This is a genomic window from Nostoc sp. DedQUE08 (assembly GCF_034530895.1).
In the GTDB taxonomy this organism is placed as follows: domain Bacteria; phylum Cyanobacteriota; class Cyanobacteriia; order Cyanobacteriales; family Nostocaceae; genus Nostoc.
In genome coordinates this window covers 86,923-104,740 of record NZ_JAVRCD010000012.1, presented here as the reverse complement: position 1 = coordinate 104,740, position 17,818 = coordinate 86,923, and the positions used below count along the sequence as shown (strand labels likewise).

Annotated in this window: 14 protein-coding genes; 6 read left to right on the top strand and 8 right to left on the bottom strand. The window is 40.9% G+C overall.

Annotation, left to right across the window (positions count from 1 at the left end):
- The first annotated feature begins 125 nt into the window (after positions 1–125).
- Complete coding sequence (locus RMY64_RS10810; protein WP_322669670.1) at positions 126–1,214, top strand: fatty acid desaturase family protein; 1,089 nt, start codon at positions 126–128, stop codon at positions 1,212–1,214.
- Positions 1,215–1,514: 300 nt separating this feature from the next.
- On the opposite strand, the gene RMY64_RS10805 is transcribed toward RMY64_RS10810, so the two are convergent.
- A complete protein-coding gene (locus RMY64_RS10805) occupies positions 1,515–1,703 on the bottom strand; it encodes a hypothetical protein (RefSeq protein ID WP_322669669.1) in 189 nt (62 codons plus the stop codon).
- 129 nt (positions 1,704–1,832) lie between these two features.
- Here RMY64_RS10805 and RMY64_RS10800 point away from each other — a divergent pair, with 129 nt between their 5' ends.
- The 3 genes from RMY64_RS10800 (at position 1,833) to RMY64_RS10790 (ending at position 4,806) form a co-directional block, all read left to right on the top strand.
- Positions 1,833–2,210, top strand: coding sequence for a hypothetical protein (locus tag RMY64_RS10800; protein ID WP_322669668.1), 378 nt, complete (start codon positions 1,833–1,835; stop codon positions 2,208–2,210).
- A 148-nt stretch (positions 2,211–2,358) separates the two neighbouring features.
- Positions 2,359–3,234, top strand: coding sequence for an SDR family oxidoreductase (locus tag RMY64_RS10795; protein ID WP_322669667.1), 876 nt, complete (start codon positions 2,359–2,361; stop codon positions 3,232–3,234).
- A 63-nt stretch (positions 3,235–3,297) separates the two neighbouring features.
- The gene (locus RMY64_RS10790) at positions 3,298–4,806 is read left to right on the top strand and encodes an HlyD family efflux transporter periplasmic adaptor subunit (protein ID WP_322700015.1); all 1,509 of its coding nucleotides are present in this window, start codon (positions 3,298–3,300) and stop codon (positions 4,804–4,806) included.
- Positions 4,807–5,079: 273 nt separating this feature from the next.
- On the opposite strand, the gene RMY64_RS10785 is transcribed toward RMY64_RS10790, so the two are convergent.
- The 4 genes from RMY64_RS10785 to RMY64_RS10770 form a co-directional block, all read right to left on the bottom strand.
- A complete protein-coding gene (locus RMY64_RS10785; RefSeq protein ID WP_322669665.1) occupies positions 5,080–6,714 on the bottom strand; it encodes a S8 family peptidase in 1,635 nt (544 codons plus the stop codon).
- A 444-nt stretch (positions 6,715–7,158) separates the two neighbouring features.
- The gene (locus tag RMY64_RS10780) at positions 7,159–9,861 is read right to left on the bottom strand and encodes a type I secretion system permease/ATPase (RefSeq protein ID WP_322669664.1); all 2,703 of its coding nucleotides are present in this window, start codon (positions 9,859–9,861) and stop codon (positions 7,159–7,161) included.
- Entirely contained in the window at positions 9,810–10,592 is a 783-nt protein-coding gene (locus RMY64_RS10775; protein ID WP_099102542.1) for a peptidylprolyl isomerase, read from the bottom strand. The genes RMY64_RS10780 and RMY64_RS10775 overlap by 52 nt, the downstream gene beginning before the upstream one ends.
- A 288-nt stretch (positions 10,593–10,880) precedes the next feature.
- Positions 10,881–11,702: a TIGR00297 family protein gene (locus RMY64_RS10770; protein ID WP_322669663.1), complete on the bottom strand. Its 822-nt coding sequence runs from the start codon at positions 11,700–11,702 to the stop codon at positions 10,881–10,883.
- Between the two features lie 402 nt (positions 11,703–12,104).
- Between RMY64_RS10770 and RMY64_RS10765 the strand changes: the two genes are divergently transcribed.
- Positions 12,105–12,536 carry a VOC family protein gene (locus tag RMY64_RS10765; RefSeq protein WP_322669662.1) on the top strand — a complete coding sequence of 144 codons (432 nt, stop codon included), beginning with the start codon at positions 12,105–12,107 and terminating at the stop codon, positions 12,534–12,536.
- Between the two features lie 56 nt (positions 12,537–12,592).
- On the opposite strand, the gene RMY64_RS10760 is transcribed toward RMY64_RS10765, so the two are convergent.
- Complete coding sequence (locus tag RMY64_RS10760) at positions 12,593–13,228, bottom strand: triacylglycerol lipase (protein ID WP_322669661.1); 636 nt, start codon at positions 13,226–13,228, stop codon at positions 12,593–12,595.
- 510 nt (positions 13,229–13,738) lie between these two features.
- Between RMY64_RS10760 and RMY64_RS10755 the strand changes: the two genes are divergently transcribed.
- A complete protein-coding gene (locus RMY64_RS10755) occupies positions 13,739–14,302 on the top strand; it encodes a hypothetical protein (RefSeq protein WP_322669660.1) in 564 nt (187 codons plus the stop codon).
- Between the two features lie 34 nt (positions 14,303–14,336).
- On the opposite strand, the gene RMY64_RS10750 is transcribed toward RMY64_RS10755, so the two are convergent.
- Together RMY64_RS10750 and RMY64_RS10745 are read right to left on the bottom strand one after the other, a co-directional pair.
- Positions 14,337–16,655, bottom strand: a complete 2,319-nt coding sequence (locus RMY64_RS10750) for a VIT domain-containing protein (RefSeq protein WP_322669659.1) — start codon at positions 16,653–16,655, stop codon at positions 14,337–14,339.
- Positions 16,656–16,741: 86 nt separating this feature from the next.
- Positions 16,742–17,806: a tetratricopeptide repeat protein gene (locus RMY64_RS10745; protein ID WP_322669658.1), complete on the bottom strand. Its 1,065-nt coding sequence runs from the start codon at positions 17,804–17,806 to the stop codon at positions 16,742–16,744.
- Positions 17,807–17,818: the final 12 nt, after the last annotated feature.

Below are 17,818 nucleotides of genomic sequence, written 5' to 3'. Positions count from 1 at the left end.
GCAGAAATATTGTGTGTTAGGATTTAAATACTTACCTACTTGTGAATTTAATTATTCCAGTTGAAAAACGCTACGATTTACCGCAAAACTTTACCCAGTGAAATTATCTAACTGAAAAATTATTTATGAATGTTACTACAGATCGGACACTTATTCACCAGAAAATATATGCGAAAGAATTACGTTCTCTGATACCACCTGAAGCATTTATTTCCGATCCAAGTAAGTTAATTATCTTGTTCATTAATCTGGCAATTTTGATATTAGGCTGGATGATAGCAGCTCGGCTAGATTGTTGGTTGCCACATCTTTTATGGCTTTATCTACCTTTAAGCATCATTATGGGCAATAGCGTTCTTGTCTTACTATTGAGTTCTCACGAGATGATGCATGGTAGCGTAATTAAAAACGCCCGGTTAACTTATATCATTAGCTTTCTAGGGCTAACAATTGGGTGGATGCCACCAACGTTGTGGAAAGCAGTTCATAATCGAGTACATCATAATCACACTAATGATTTAGGCGACCCAGATCGTAATTACTTGTATGAACAATCTTCAACCTGGGGAAAATGGATTCAGAACTTATTTGTGCCTTCTACTGAAGTCAATCCTATATGGTTCATAGTGGGAATGACTTCTGCTTGGGGAGTACATACTTTTCGCAATGTGACATCTGTGCTATTTTTCAATCATGAATCCGTCGATTATGTTCCTGCTGCATTTACAGTCAGTCCGAAAGATCGTCGAGCGATCGCAGGGGAATTATTGATGATGATCGTGATTCATCTGAGTATCCTCATCTATCTCCAATTTGACCCCATAAAGCTCATACTTGGTTATTTTTTACCGATTGCAATTGGTTATGCCGGAGTAATTTTTTATATTTATACAAATCATTTACTTTGTCCCATGACTAGTGTGAACGATCCACTAATTAATAGTATGTCTCTCCGGGTTTACAAAATATTTGACTTGTTGCATTTAAATTTTTCTCATCACACTGAACATCATATTTTCCCAGGAATGAACTCGGACTATTATGTGATGGTTAGGGATTTGTTAGAAACTCAATATTCTGAAAAGTTTAATTTATTGGATGCTGGAGAAGCTTGGCATTTGCTGCTGAAAACTCCCCGGCATTATAGAGATGAAAATACTCTTACAGATTGGTCAGGAGAAAAGTCTGTCCCCTGCCCTACAAGCGACAATTAAAAAGGTTTCTTGCGAAAATATTTTGAGTTCATAACTTTTAAATCGGACTACTACTCCCCTACATCAACAAAGATGTGGGGAATATTTTTTGTAAAGTTGCACTTGTAGTTGCCTATGAAACACTTATTTTATGAGGTATTCTCACCTCAAATACCATCACTTCTGATGCTTCCATCAGGCATTCACGTCCAGCAAGCGAACTCTTGGTAGCTTAACTCCAGTAAAATCTCTCTCCCCAGCAGCATATCGCTGCAACAACTCTTCGGCATTCATACTTCAACCCCTTCATTCCCTTTGAAATTACTTCTCTTTATCCTTATCTAATGCTTCCTGGATTGCACGACGACAAAATTCTGGAGAATCATCCTTGGTGGATAGTTCTTCCTTCATAGTTTTTGTGACACGTAAGTTAAGACGCTCACTTAAAGGTTCTTCCCTCTCTGATTTAAATGGTTTTAAATTTTCTGGATGACCTTTAGGGTTAGGCATTTATGTAGAAATATGAATATAATTTGAATCACTGGTAGGCAGCAGATTAAATTGTTTTTTGGTGGTTGCTACAACTTGCCGGAAGTACAACCACCAATATCCAATTTCAAAAATGGACACTACTATTTTATGTTCACGCGTTCCGAACTTGAAATCAAGACTATTAAAGAATTACGCGACTTGTGTCGGAGATACGGCATCAAACCAACTGGAAATGCAGGATACAAAACCTCGTACATCGTAACTCTGATGGCATTTCCACTTTTAGCGCTGCAACAAATGAAGCAAGGTAAAGGGTTAAAATTCCCTAACTTTAACGCTATTCAGGTCATCAGTTCTGCTATAGATGAGATGAATTCACCCACAGATGAGCAAGCAGCACTAATTCGGATAACTTTAGAGGGCAGGAAAATGAGCTATCCTGACCGATACGACCAGGAAAACCTGCTAAATTTGCACAAGGCTAAGATGTCGCTTGAACAAGCTATTGACTTGTTGAGCCAGTAAAACTAATCCTATTATTCTATCCCCTGCATCTACAAGGATGTGGGGGATCATTTTTAGAGTATTAAAATAAATAAGGTGTGACTATATATCGAGATATCGAGAATTTTGACAATTATAAACGCTGTAACTATTCAATTTAGGTATTTGTATGTTTCTGGTAACTGGAGCAACGGGAGGCATTGGTCGCAGAGTTGTGCGACTTCTACGACAACGAGAACAGTCTGTGCGGGCATTTGTCCGCCTTACCTCGCGCTACAGCGAGTTAGAACATCGGGGTGCAGAAATCTTCATTGGTGACTTGCTAGAGGAAAAAGATATCCAGAAAGCTAGTCAGGGTGTGCGGTATATTATCAGCGCCCACGGTTCTGATAGCGATGCCCTATCTTTAGATTACCGTGCCAATATTGAACTCATCGACCAAGCGAAAGCCAATGGCGTAGAGCATTTTGTCTTCATTTCTGTACTGGGAGCCGATCGCGGTTATGAAGATGCTCCTGTTTTTAAAGCTAAACGAGCAGTAGAGCGATATTTGGCAGCTAGTGGCTTAAATTACACTATTTTGCGCCCAGCTGGATTAGCATCTAACTTGCTGCCACTAGTAGAACGATTTCGGGAAACGGGATTGTATCTGCTGGTTGGCGATCGCAAAAACCGTACCTCAATTGTCAGTACTGATGATTTGGCAAGGATAGTAGTGGATTCTGTGACAGTTGAAGGCGCTCGCAACCAGATTTTACCCGTTGGAGGGCCAGAGATTTTATTACGAGAAGATATTCCCCGGATTTTTGGTCGGATTTTCGCCAAAGAACCAGTAATAATTAACTCACCCCTATTTCTGATTGATGGGTTACAGAGTGCATTAGGTTTATTTAATCCCCAAACCCAAAAAGCTTTGGGAACTTTTCGTACATTGCTAGCAAATGAATTTTTCTGTACAAAAGATGAAATTGCCAATTTAGAGACGATTTTTAACTTCCAATTAGAGACATTAGACAGTTTTTTGCGGCGCTATTTAGCAGTTTGAATAGTCATTAGTCATTAGTCATTGGTCATTCGTGAATAATCAAGGACAAATGACAAATGACAAATGACAAATGACAAAGGACAAAAATATATGGTAAATGCTGCTCAAGCACGTCAAACAAAAGAGCGATTCGCTAAACCGGAGGAACAACTTACTTATGAATTAGGGAAGGCCGTACAGGAATTGCCACCCCTGTACACTAGATTATTAGCGGGAACGATGAGTGCCATTGTATTTGGAGCGATCGCCTGGGCGTACTTCTCGCAAATAGATGAAGTAGCAACAGCACCGGGGGAATTAATTGCTTCTACACAGGTAAGACCGGTGACATCTTTAGGTGGAGGGTCAATTGTCGCTGTTAAAGTGCAAGAAGGCGATCGCGTTACTAAAGGTCAAGTTTTGATTCAAAAAGATCCAGACTTGCAAGTAACCGATGTTTCCCGCCTAGCTAAATCTACCAGATTGATTCAAGACGATTTACAACGTTTGGATGCAGAACGCACCGGAGCTAAAACTACTGGGACGAAACTGCAAGATGAACTTTTAAGTTCCCGCCTGCAAGACTACCAAGCGCGTCAAGCAGCAGCAGAAGCAGAAGCAAATCGTCAAATAGCACTCATCGATCAAGCTAAAGTCCGCTTGAGCAGATTGCAAGATAACTTAGTTAATGCTAAAAGCAGCTTTGCGAATGCTCAAACCAACCTTGTGAATGCAGATAGTATCCGAATTAAAATTGAAAGTAATTTAGCCCTTGCTCAAGAAAGGGAAAAAAGCCTACGCACTCTAATTACTCCTGGCGCTGTGCCTCGTGTCGATTACCTAGATGCTCAAGAAAGATTAACTCGTGCAAAGACAGAAATCACTAGATCGCAAGATGAAGTCATCAACGCCCAGAATAGAATCACAGAGGCTCAAGATAAAGTCACATCATTAGAAAAAGATATTGCTGCTCAAGTCCAGGAAATTCGCCAAGCACAACAAGCTTACAACGCTGCACGCAGTCAGGCGCAGCGTGTAGCATCAGAACGCCAAAGCGAAATTTTGACGCAGTATAATAAGCGTAAAGAAGAACTGACAACTGTACAAGGTCAATTAGAGCAGGCGAGGAAGCAACAAGCTTTAGAAACAATTGAGGCTCCCGTAGCCGGTACAATTTATAAAGTCAAAGCCACCAAGGGGCCAGTACAATCGGGTGAAGAATTGCTGTCAATTTTGCCGGAAGGTGAAGAAATGCTTCTAGAGGTGAAAGTTCTCAACCGCGATATTGGGTTTATTCGTCAAGGAATGAAGGCAAAAGTGAAAATGGCAACTTTTCCCTTCCAAGAATTTGGCATTGTGGATGGCGAAGTTATGCAAGTCAGTCCAAATGCAATTGCTGATAAAGAATTGGGTTTAGTTTTTCCGACGAGAATTAAGCTAAATAAACACGCGGTAAATGTTCGAGGTCAAGAAGTAGAATTTACACCAGGGATGGCTGCTACAGGTGAAATTGTCACTCGGAAAAAGTCAATTTTGACATTCATTACTGAGCCTGTGACACGGCGATTCAGCGAGGCATTTTCTGTTAGGTAGGAAAGTCTGTTAGATTAGCTACAAGTAAGGGTTTAGCATTGTTCATTGGTGTCAACTTAAGCTGAAACTCCTTTAAAACCTCGTTTCCAGCCTCTGGCTGGAAATGCACTTCAATTGGGCTGCTGCCGCCAGCAAGAGAGGCGGAGCCTCTAGGACGGCATTCCCAGTCGGAGACTGGGAACGAGACACGGGCAGTATTGAACTTAACTGCAAATTGCTATAATTTTCAAGCTATACCCAAAAATTTTATTTTCTATACCGATCTATTTGTTTTTACATTCCCTCTAGTAGTTTGACAAAATCTGGATTATTCTCATCCTGATTGCTATTCACATTGATGCTACCCAGAATCTTCTCATAGCTTTGAAATTGCGACCATAATTCTGGATTTGTTGATATTTTATTACCTTCGGCTGATATCAGATATTTTGTGGTTTCTGTAATTGCTTGACCAATTACAGGGTTAAAATCAGAATTATTCCAACTATTGATATTTTCTGGTGTTAGATATCTTGTAGTTTCTGTAATTCCCTGACCGATTAGAGAACCAAAATTGGAATTATTAAAACTATTGATATTTTCTGGGGTTAGATATCTTGTGGTTTCTGTAATTCCCTGACCAATTAGAGAGCCAAAATTGTAACTATTAAAACTAGAGTTTGTCGTTTGTGTGTTATTTCCTGCGCTTTCTGCAATCACCCGACTCGCTAGAGAACTGACATTAGAAATTTTAAAACTAGAGCTTGTAGTTTGCGTACTATTTTCTGCGGTTTCTGTGACAATCTGACGTACTTGGGCATCAGTCAGGTTAGAGTTAGCACTAAGCATCAGGGCAACGATACCAGCAACGTGGGGAGCAGCCATAGATGTGCCGCTATAAGTTGCATATTGATTATTCGGAACTGATGAATAAACCTTGACTCCTGGAGCTGTGACGTAAGCGATTGGATTTGTTCCAGAGCGGTTAGAGAAGTCAGCCAAATTATTATTCTTATCTACTGCCCCAACGGCAATTCCCGACTTGGATGCATAGCGGGCGGGATAGTCTGGTGATGAGTCACCATCATTACCTGCTGCCATGACGACAATCACTCCTTTACTGCTGGCGTAGTTAATGGCTGACTCTAAAGTGCGATTGGAAGATCCGCCTCCTAAACTCAGGTTAATCACATTAGCTCCATTATCTACAGCGTAGCGAATACCTTTAGATATGGAACTATAGGAACCAGAGCCAGAGCTATCTAAAGCTTTGACAGGCATAATCTTGGCATCGTAGGCAATACCAGTGACACCGTAGTTATTATTTTCTCCTGCGATCGTGCCGGAAACATGAGTACCATGACCGTTGTCATCTAGGGTGTTGTTATTTTGATCGGCAAAGTTCCAGCCGTAAGTATCATCAACATAGCCATTGCCATCATCATCTATACCGTTACCTGCAATTTCCTTGCTATTCGTCCAGATATTATTTTTTAAATCTTCGTGGTTGTAGTCAACTCCAGTATCTACAACAGCGACAACAACGCCTTTACCTGTATATCCATGTGCCCAAACTTCCGGTGCTTTAACTAGGTCTGCTCCCCAATTATTGCCACCGAGATCGGGAACATCAGCAAAGGTATTTTGACCAATAGCTCTAGCCACTGCTGCTGCTCCATTAATCAAGCCATAACCATTAGTGGAGTTATAATTTTGAGTGTTAAAAGCATTATTAGTAGGGTTATTGCTATTTTTCGATTCATCGTTATTTCGCAACTGCACATCAGCATCGGCTGAGTTATAGCTACTACGTCTGCTGAAGTTGAGGCTGTAGTTATCTTTTGTATTAAAGCTATCTAATGAGGAGATTGAAGTGGTATTTAGCTGTTTATTTGACAATATATTGTTATTAACATCATCAATGTGCATAAATTTTTTCTCAAAGATAGCAACCGTTTTTTGACAGTTTGAAGCTTTGAAACCTTGACAATCAAAAGATTTCAATGGGTGAATAAACTTCATTCTCAATAATTACTATGGAATCTAATAACAAAATGCTAATTTTATTACCAAAAAACATTATGAAAATTACGGTTTTTATTAAGAGTAACTTTATCGAGTACATCTTAAATATTTTAGTTGTATTAATGGAGACTAAAGCAAAAATGATAATAGGATGCTATGACTCCTTTTGTTACTCTTAAAACTGCTGCGATCGCTAGCTATAAAAGTTATTTACACCACACAGACTGGAGCATCAACAAAATAAAAATAACGAATGGAGTTATGCTCCATTCGCCAAAGGCTATGCTTAAGCCGCTTTGCAAAGGTTTCTTTTTTATGTAGCTACAAGCTTTGAGTTAGTTAAATCTATTAAATGTTTGCTTGCTGTCGCTGATATAATGACCAATACAAACCCTTTTGTTGCAACAACTGTGAGTGAGTACCACGTTCGGCAATCACGCCTTGCTCTAATACCAAAATCAAATCAGCACGTTTAAGGGGAGCAAAGCGGTGAGCAATCAGAAACACGGTACGGTTGGCGGAAATTTTTTGCAGGTTTTGCAGTACTTGTTGTTCAGTTTCACTATCCAAGGCACTAGTAGCTTCATCCAAAACTAGAATCGGCGCTTGGGAAAGAAATAGCCTTGCCAGAGCAATGCGTTGTCTCTGTCCGCCAGATAAAGCTGTACCGCGTTCGCCAACATTGGTTTCGTAACCGTAAGGTAATTGACTAATGAAGTCGTGTGCCACGGCTAATCTTGCCGCTTCTACTACTTGCTCTGCGGTAATGTCAGGACTACCGAGAGTGATATTTTCCAAAATAGAACCATTGAATAAAAAGTCTTCTTGGAGAACTACACTAACTTGTTGCCGCAGTGAGGCTAAATCGGCACTTTTTATATCAAAACCATCAATCAGGATGCGTCCTGATTCAATTTGATAGAGGCGTTGTAATAGTTTAGACAGAGTACTTTTCCCAGAACCGCTACGTCCGACAATGCCAACAAACTGCCCTGGTTCAGCACTGAAAGAGATTCCCCGCAGAATTGCTTCAAAGTTCGGGCGGTAGCGGAAAAATACTTGCTCGAAGGTGATTTGTCCTTTCAGGGGTGGCAAAACTAAGCCAGTTCCCAGTTCAGCTTCTGGGGAGACGTTGAGAATATCACCAATGCGATCTACAGAAAGTAGCACTTGTTGAAGGTTTTGCCACAACTGTACTAAGCGCAAAAGCGGGCCTGTGACTCTACCAGACAACATTTGAAATGCAACAAGCTGTCCAATTGTGAGCTTTTGTTCGATGACTAACTTGGCTCCATACCAGAGAATCAGCATGGTGGACAAATTAGTGAGAAAGTCACCAATGTTGCTGCTGATATTGGAGGTGGTAGAGGCTTTAAAACCTGTGCGAATGAAGCGGGCAAATAAGCCTTCCCAGCGATCGCGGGCTACTGGTTCGGCTGCATGGGCTTTAACGGAGTGAATTCCCGTCACTGTCTCTACTAGAAACGATTGACTATCGGCACTCCGGTTAAAGGTTTCGTTGAGCCAGTTACGCAGAATTGGTGTTGCAACTATCGTCAATGTGGCAAATAGCGGCAGTACTGCTAAGGCCACAAAGGTGAGTGGAATATTATAGTAAAACATCAATGCCAGGTACACCACAGCAAAGATGCTATCTAGAATTACAGTTAATGCTGTACCTGTGAGAAACTGACGAATTTGTTCGAGTTCCTGGACTCTTGCTACTGTGTCTCCGACGCGTCGCGACTCAAAATAAGCTAATGGCAGACGCATCAGATGGCGAAATAGCTGCGCTGATAAACTCAAATCCAGACGGCGAGCTGTATGGGTAAAGATGAATAGGCGCAGAATACCCAGTACGGATTCAAATATGGCTACGCATAAAAGTGCGATCGCCATCACATCGAGAGTCGGCAAACTCCCCTGCACCATCACTTTATCAATGACGACTTGGGTAATTAGCGGTGTTGTTAACCCCAAAAGCTGCAAGGTAAAAGATGCTAACAATACTTCTGTGAGCAATCCCTTATACTTCCAAACTGCTGGGGTAAACCAACTGAGGTTAAATTTTTCTTGCTGGGATATCAGTTCTACTTGCCACAATTGTCCATCCCAAGACGCCTCAACTATGGACTGCGGCAAGCTTTCACAAGTCCGTTCGGGATTTAGAGGATTAGCGATAATTAAGCGATCGCCTTTAACTCCATAAGCCACCACCCAGGATGGACTCTGGGGTGAGTCAGAATTCCACAGCAATAAAGCTGGAAATGACAACTGTCGCAACTCACTCCAACTCACTTGTAACCGCCGCAACACTAACCCTAACTTTTCTGCTGCTTCCACAACCTGTTTTGGGCGTTGTCCTCTAAGTTGACGCTGCACCCATTCCAGTTGCACAGAATTTTCTAACTGTTGCGCCACCATTGTTAAACAGGCAGCAGCGGTATTCCAACTGGCAACAAACGGATAAATTGCAGCGATCAGATTGGCGGCTGGGAGTCCTTTTTGTGGTTGGAGGCTGTGGGGGCTGGAAGTCCCGTCTGAGGCTGAAGTTACTGAAGGAGTGCTAGAGAAGGAAAATGTTTCCCTTTGTCCCTCCATCTCTACTGGTAACGCTTGCCAAAATTCCTGAATTTGTGGATGAGAAAATTCTGCCCACAGCGCAGTATCCCAATAAACTACTATCACTTCTTTACTAGCAGCTACAGCTTTAAAATCCGCAGACAGCTTTTGGAAGTCGCCAAACCAATCCCCTGCATCTAGGGCGGCTATTGGTTTACCAATGCCTTCTTCTCGCAAGCGGACTTTCCCAGCCACAATTAAGAATTGATAACCGCGAACATCGTTTGACCAGATTTTTTCTCCAAGACGATACTGGCGGGTTTGGCACTCATTTTCCAATCGGGATTGTTGTTCGGGAGTCAGCCAGGATAGCGGTGGCTGATTCCAAGGCAAAGAAGCTAGCACTTTTAATCGTAAAGATTCATTATCCAGAGTTTTTAACTCACTTGTAACTTGACTGTCAGTTTTTGAATTTTCTCTGCTAGCCATTTTTCAAACAACTCATTTTGTAGTGCTTGCTGTAGTTGAGTATCTTCTAAAGACGCTGGTAGAAATTGTTCTACTCGAAACAAACCATAAGGCCCTTCTCCTTGGGGAGAGTCTTTGCCAACGATTTCTATTGGGCCTATCAATTGTCCAGGACTGGCCACATCAATAGCTGCCCGTAATATATCCGGCATACTACCTCGGCTGACGATTCCCATCATGCCATTCACAATTCGGTCATCTGAAAGGGAATACTCTTTAGCTAGTTGCTCAAAACTACCTCCTTCTTCTATTTGGGTTTGGAGTTCGTCTGCCAATTCTCGATTGTCAACAACAATCCGGGAAAGTACTACCCGATCCAAAAAAATCTTGCGTTCAATAAAATATTCTGGGAGTTTTGTTTGTGTCACTACAGCTTTCAGCTTTTCTAACTTGTAACCAAAAGCAACCGATGTGTGAAAAGTAGCGTAATCCGTATTATTTGTCTTTAACCATTCTTGAAAACTTTGGGGGTCAGTGAGTTGATTTTTTAGTCTAAAGTCAATTATTGACTGTTCAGTTATTGCAGTGCCAATTTCAATATCATCTCGTGTTCGGATTTCTTCCTCAATTACGTACTGCCGGAGAATATCTCCAATGAACTGTCCCAATTTTCCAGACGCTTGCAGGTACTTTACTGCTTGCTCTATAGAAATTATTTGGTCATTAATTGTCAAAAATGATAAAGATTCCATGAACTAATTATGTGAAAATGGTTAATCACTTATAGTACTTTTTTATTAAATCATATAGAAATAATCTGGTTATTGATGGATAAATATGATAAAGATTCCGTGAACTAATTACATCTAAATGGTCAAAAAATTATATAGCTAGTAAATAAAATAATTTGCCACGATCACTTTTACAGTCTAACGGGGACAAAACAGGATTGAAAATATCATTGATAGCGTAGTAGTAACGGCAGATTAGTTATTTTCTAGCAATGCCCCACTTAAATAGAGTAATTATTTCTTTCCAGTCTAGTTAATGAAACTTATCCATGTCCAAGCAAGTAGTACAGATGCGATCGCACCGATTAATGTATTAAAAATATTTACTACTTCATTGGTCAGCCAGGTATACTTAGATTGCAGTGTTGCACCAATCACACTTTCTAGGTTGGTGGCAATAAATGCTGCCAGCACACACCAAGCGACTCCCAATAGATCGATTAAACCAACTCCCCAACCCACAAATGCGATCGCTACAGAAGCCACAATCCCAGCTAAAGTTCCCTCCAAGCTTACTGCTCCTTCTGTGCCACGAGGTACTGGTTGGAGTGTGGTAATCAAAAAGGTGCTTTTACCATAAGCTTTACCAACTTCACTAGCAGTGGTATCAGCCAGCTTGGTACTGAAACTCGCTACATAGGCTAGCAATAATAGGGACTGGAGACTTGTACTGAGCGAAGCCGAAGTATTGGGGATTAGCGACTGGGGATTAGATACGAAGAATCCCGAATTTATTATTCCTACTCCCAAAGCACACAGCGCCCCAGTCAAAGCCGAACCCCAGACATTTTCTGGGCCTCTTGCCCCAGAACGCTTTTCGGCAATTCCTTCTGCCTCCTTCTGCGCCATCCCGATGCGGGTAACGCCAGAACCAACCAAAAAATAGAACATTACTACTGCATATCCTTGCCAGCCTAATGTTACCCAAATTAAGATGGCCAAAAACCAGGCGTGGAATAATCCAGCAGGGGTAAGTAGCTTTTTGGGAGCAATCCAAGCTAAACCCAATAAAATTGTGTTTAATACTACTGCTACTAACCAGGGATTTACAGAATCTATTGAGGATAACATCAGCAATTAATCATGAGTAATTTTGTCTGAATATCAACAGAATAACGAATTTGTGATGCTTAGTGCTTTATTTTTGCAACCTCTCTAGGTAAAATAATATGTTTGTATTATTAACTAAATTGCGTAGGCATCATTCTGAAAGCTGAGTGTCAAACCATCAATGGTGTCTTAGATTTACGCTGCAATGATTAAACAAAATGCAAAACTTCTTTTGAGTTAGGTAAACTCTTCTCTGTAGCCGCAGAGTACAGTGGCGGAAGTATTACTCAGTCCCCAATCTTAGTAATAAGGATAAAGAATATAAGTTAATGTCAATAAAAACTGTGTCCAAGTTAACCACAATCAAAACTTAATAGCATAAATTGTAGATAGCATAAATTACTAGTATTTTTCACATAAGCTATGAGCCAAACTTTATTCCATTTAGCTTTCCCTGTAACTGACATTGCCCAAACAAAAGCATATTATGTAGATGGTTTGGGCTGCATTCCTGGTCGTGAAAACCACCATGCCCTGATACTCAATCTCTACGGTCATCAATTAGTGGCTCATGTCACAAAAGAACTTTTGACACCGCAACAAACTATCTATCCCAGACATTTTGGGCTAATTTTTACCCAAGAACGTGACTGGCAAGACTTACTACAAAGGGCACAACAACAACAGCTACTTTTTCGTGAAGAAACCAAAAATCGCTTTATCGGTTCTCCTCTTGAGCATCGCACTTTCTTTTTAGAAGATCCCTTTTATAATCTCATGGAGTTCAAGTATTATCGTCATCCAGAGGCGATTTTTGGGAGTTACGAACATACGCAAATTGGCGATAGGACTTAAAAAATTAAAAATTAAAAATTAAAAATTAAGTAATGCAAGTCTATCAAGCATCCTGGTTACTGACTGGATTTTTTATTCAGCAAGGGTAGCTTAATAGGCTTTGCTAAAGCTGCTGTGACTACTGCTAAACTCCTGGGGTCTGTTACCATCCAACGGTGTAGAGCAACTGGTACTATTACTTCGCTTCCTACGGAGATTTGTGAACTATTCGCTGGGACAATCATTAAATCATAAGGTGTCCAGATAGATGTAAAATCTAGCTGCCCCAACATTACAACATCTGAATTTAAATCCTTGAGAAAAATGCTGTCAGGGCGCATTTGTAGGCAACCAAGACGCCAAGAACCATAAGCAACCACAGTTCCATGATGGGGCGAAGAGATCGTGATAAACCGCTGCACGCGGTTAATTCCTCCCAATCTCTGAACATAGTAACGGCTGACAATTCCTCCCATGCTGAAGCCTACTAAATCTAGGCGTTGTTCTGGTGCAAAGGTAGCTGTAACATAATCGGCTACCTGCTTTGCCAATTCATCAAGACCCACATTACCATTATTGGGAACGAGATCCAGGCTATATACAGACCAACCCCGTTGTATGAGGTATGCCCTCATTTTATGGAAAACTGCCTCTGTATCGACAATGCCGTGTATTAACAAAACGGGATTGCGTTGTTGATTTTCAATGTTCATTTACAAAATCTAACTGAATTAAAGGGTGTATTTCACTTTTGTAGACACATCCTGCTCTACAAACTGAAGCTATTGCTTTTCGGATTCGATATTGTTGCAAACAAAACTGAAATGCTTCCAAAGAGAATTTGTATAAAGTTTTACAAATTAATCCGTTCGTCTGCCAATAGGCTATGACACTCTTCTTACTGGGTGAGAGCAAACTGCTTATTTAACTTCAATTGGGTATTTAACAAACAAAGAAATGTTAATTATTGTAAAGCTTGCTTTCAGAATCTTGCTCTTAGCTACAGTAAAATTTAATAATTAATTCTCGGTGTGTGCAGGTTGCAAATGCTTGCAATAGAACATTTGCCCTGTGGTTTTACTACAATGTTAATTAAGCACAAGCCTATAAGGGTTGTCACCAGAGCGAGGTGACACTAAGTAGATAATGTAACATTTTGTCGTAATTTTTAACAATTACGGTCGAGTTCAAAATATAAAAGGTAAAAGGCAGGAGTAATTGTAATGGATTTTATCAAAAAGTTAATTTCGGGTATTCAGGGTTTTCTTGGCGGTATTCTGGGTTTCATTACTGGATTGTTACCAGGGAAGAAGAAAAGCAACGGCTACTTCTTAGAATTGGACGAAGCCAAAGATGCTGCCAAAGATGCTGCTAAAGAGGTAGCATCGAACGCAAAGAAAGTAGCAGAGACAGTTACATCGACAGTTGCATCGAATGCTAAGAAAGTAGCAGAGACGATTACATCAGAAGCACCAACTCCATCTAAACCAGATTCATTGAACGGAACAAAAACTGCTGCGGCTAAGAGTAAGGCTAAGGAGAAATCAGCTAAAAATCCCAAACCAGCCGATGTTCAACTAGTCCAGACTGCTGAAGGTCTGAAAGTTGAACCGGGCAAAAAAGAAAAAGCCGCAGCCGCCAAAGTCCTCAAAGAGGAGCCAAAAGAAACTACCTTTGCACCAAAATATCTTGCTCCCTCGGCTACTAGTTCTAATGGTCGTCGTCGTCCAGGGGCGAATATGAGTGCTTATCTAGACATGGCACGTCAGATTAAAACACCTAAATAATTTATAGAGACCGTAAATTTACGGTCTCTATAGATTAAGCGTGAAGATGCAAGGTTAAGATAACTTTGCCAGTTGTAGATGGGGGAACTCTCCAAAGTAAGAGCGATCGCTTAATTTTCTCCACTACAACTGAATCTTTGAGGGTGGAGGTTTCCTCATCCAAAACTACCCGTTCTACCCGACCTTTCTTGACGGTGAACTCAAAGACGATTTCACCACTGAAGCCTGAAGGAAAGTTTAGTTGCTGAAGGTGTCGGGTTAGATCAGCAATTTCTGTGTCATCCAAGCCAGTAACGCTGATGATCTCTAACTGATGGTTGATGGCTGCGTCTAATATTTCATCTTGTGCCATCTCCTCTAAATCAAAGTTCAAAGATATCTCGACTTCTTTGGCTACTGGGGATTGTGGCGATCGCTTTTGCCGAAGAAAATCTGGAGCTTCTGCTGAAGCTGGCGCTGATAAGGTTAAGAATTCCATTTGATCCGCAAAACCACCAGCCGGAGCATTGCCAAACACTCCTTTGTAACTAACTGCTTCAGGCATTTCCACTGGCATTTGCATAGATACATATTCGCTTCCTGGTTCAACCCGCACGTCATCACTGACGGCAACAAAAGCAGTGTATTGAGAAAGTAGTTGATAAGTTAAGGCTGTTTCTGTCACCGCTTCTACACCAGCTTTAGTTTCAAAGCTCACCATCTGATTCATCAAGTCTTTGATGCAAGCACGTCCCCATAACTGGGCTACAGCAAGATTTCCTGTTTCTTCAAATTTGAGGTGAAAAGTTTTTTCGTAGTCTTTACCGCCCGCAGCAACGCCGGAAATTTGCAGATTACCTCCGACTTTATCTTGCTTCCGACCAAACAACACTAATGGTTGTTCGCTGAATAAATCAGGCGCTATTGCTGGGTAAATAACAGGCGATTCTGTCTCACCCTGCCAAGAAATTTGAATATTTGTGAGTACGGGGTTGTTAATTTGCCTGTAAAACTTTTCGGCAACTTCTTCTGTGGGTTCATCATGACGAATGATTTGGGATATTCCCCGGCCAATTTCGGCGATGCGATTTAGTAAGAAACGGTTGACTGAACTACCAGCACCAAAACTGTAAAGGCGATTTCCTGGTTGGAGGTGCTGTTGTACTTCTGCTAAAATCTCATTTTCGTTGCCGATATAGCCATCAGTTAAGAGTACAACACTGCGCAATCTTCCGACTGGTGTAGGGAAATTTATGGCTGTACGAATGCCACTGAGCATTTCTGTGCTGCCATCAGCTTGTAAATTGTTAATGTAAGCGATCGCTTTGGTACGATTTTCTGCTGTATTCGGTAGAGGTTTTTTTGATAACTGTCTGACTCTATTGGAAAAATCGATAATTGTGAAAGTATCGTTGGGATTTAACCCATTGATAAATCGCCGCATTAATTCCTGACACTTCCATAACGGATCGCCAGATTGTGAACCGGAAGTATCCACCAAAAATACAACATCTTTAGGGACAATTTGATCCGTGGAATATTCCAAAGCTGGAATCAGATATATGGCAAAATGTCCGCCGCGATCGTCGGCTTGGCTTAATACTGTGCATTGAGTTTCTTTACCAGAAACTTGATAGCGGAGAATTAAATCTTTGTTGGGAATTGTATCTTCTTTGGCTAATTGAATCCGTACAATTTGACCTGAGTGTTCAATTTTTAATTGATGGGAAGGAGAACGCACTTCACAAATTGGTAAACCTGCATCAATTTCGACTGTGACATTAATATTGTGACGCGATCGCATTCCTTCTAAGACTACAGGTGGTGTAATGCGAGAAGCATCAGGAACTCGATCTGTATCACCGCTACCATCTATCGGCGTTCCCGGAATATATCTTGGTCCCACCACCATCGGGAAAACAAATTCGTAGTTTCCCGCCTCAAATTTTAAACTTTCGGTGTAACGAATTGTAACATCAATTTGTTCGCCAGGTTTGATGTTAGCTAGAGATTGGGTAAAAATGTTGTCTCGTTCCTGTTCTAGTAGTCCGGCGGTGCGTCCTTCTTGTTTGGCTTGTTCATAGATTTGTTGTGCTTCTTCACGTTTTTTAATATTACCTTTGATGATGCGATCGCCTATTTTGATTTCCATATCATCCACCGCCGCCTCATCAGGTAACGGAAAGATATAGACTGCTTCTAAAGGCTGCGTGAAGGTATTTTCAAAGCTTTGAATGACATCAACTCGTGACAAGTTACCTGCAATTTTTGCTAGAACCTCTGTATGCTTGAGTGGAAAAACTAGTTGCTCTCCTTGAGGCGATTGAACATACAAACCGCCTAAATGTTGTTTTTTAGCACTTACTATATTCATAGAACACTCCTATTTGATTTGTGAACTTACTTTTTAAAGTAGGCAATAAGTAACTTAATTACGAATTACGAATTACGAATTACGAATTATTTAACAAACACCAGTCCACTATACAAATGAAAAGCTGAATCCCAATTAGTCTGTTCTCGACGAAACAAATCGATGTGAGACTTGATATGACTCAACATTTCTGTTTGATCTAATGTTGTATCTGCAAAAGGCGTGAAATCTGACCAGATTTTGACTTGAGGTAGTTGCTGGTCAATCCAACTTGATAAACTATTCCAATTAATTCTGATTGTATTTTGGCTAGCTTGAGGAATGATTTCTAAACCTTGCTGGAATTCATAGCCATTATCATAAAGTCGGAGAATAGAACGCCTACCAGGTATGTGTAAATCACAAAACTGAGCATAGTCTTGTGTTTGGGTTTTCCATTCCAGTTTACGGCGAGCATCAACATCTACAACTTGTTCAAAAATGGGCAAAAGTCCTACTACTCTCGCTGTGACTTCTGACCAGTCAAAGGTGAGAGAACCAAGTTGATTGACTTCGTTTCGGCAAACAACAGTAGCTTGTGGGGTAGATGCTTGGAAATGTTTGACTTGATAAACTTGAATTTGCTGAATTTGCGCTATTGTTGCCCAAAAGCAAGGAATACCAGCCTGCTGTAGCTGTTTGCCATAAAATTTTAGTTCTCCTACTTGGCCAGTGCGGTACAATCTCCAGCCACGACTTGGGAGTATTAATCGTGCAGTGTAGGGGTCTAGCTGCATAATCTGGGCGAATTTTCGAGACACTTCTGTTTTCAATTCGTTACTGAGTGGCTCTAAGACTAGTACGCCAAGTTCGGTGTTATTTGGTTCAGATTTTGCTTGGGAAATAGCTCTTTGTCTTTCTTCTAGCTCCATTTCTTGTAGGCGTCGCAAACCTTGGCGTGCGAGCGTTACTATTTTGGCGTTCCTTGTATCTCGCAGCAATTGCCGATAAATTTGTTCTGCATCTTGGCGCTTTTGGGATACTTCATGGAGCCGACCGAGATAATATTGTACCCAAGGATTTTCGGGTGATTCTTTTTGCAGCTGTTTGAGTAATTTAGCTGCTGTTTGATAATCTTTATGCTCAAAGGCGATCGCAACTTGCTCAATCATCACTTACTCTAA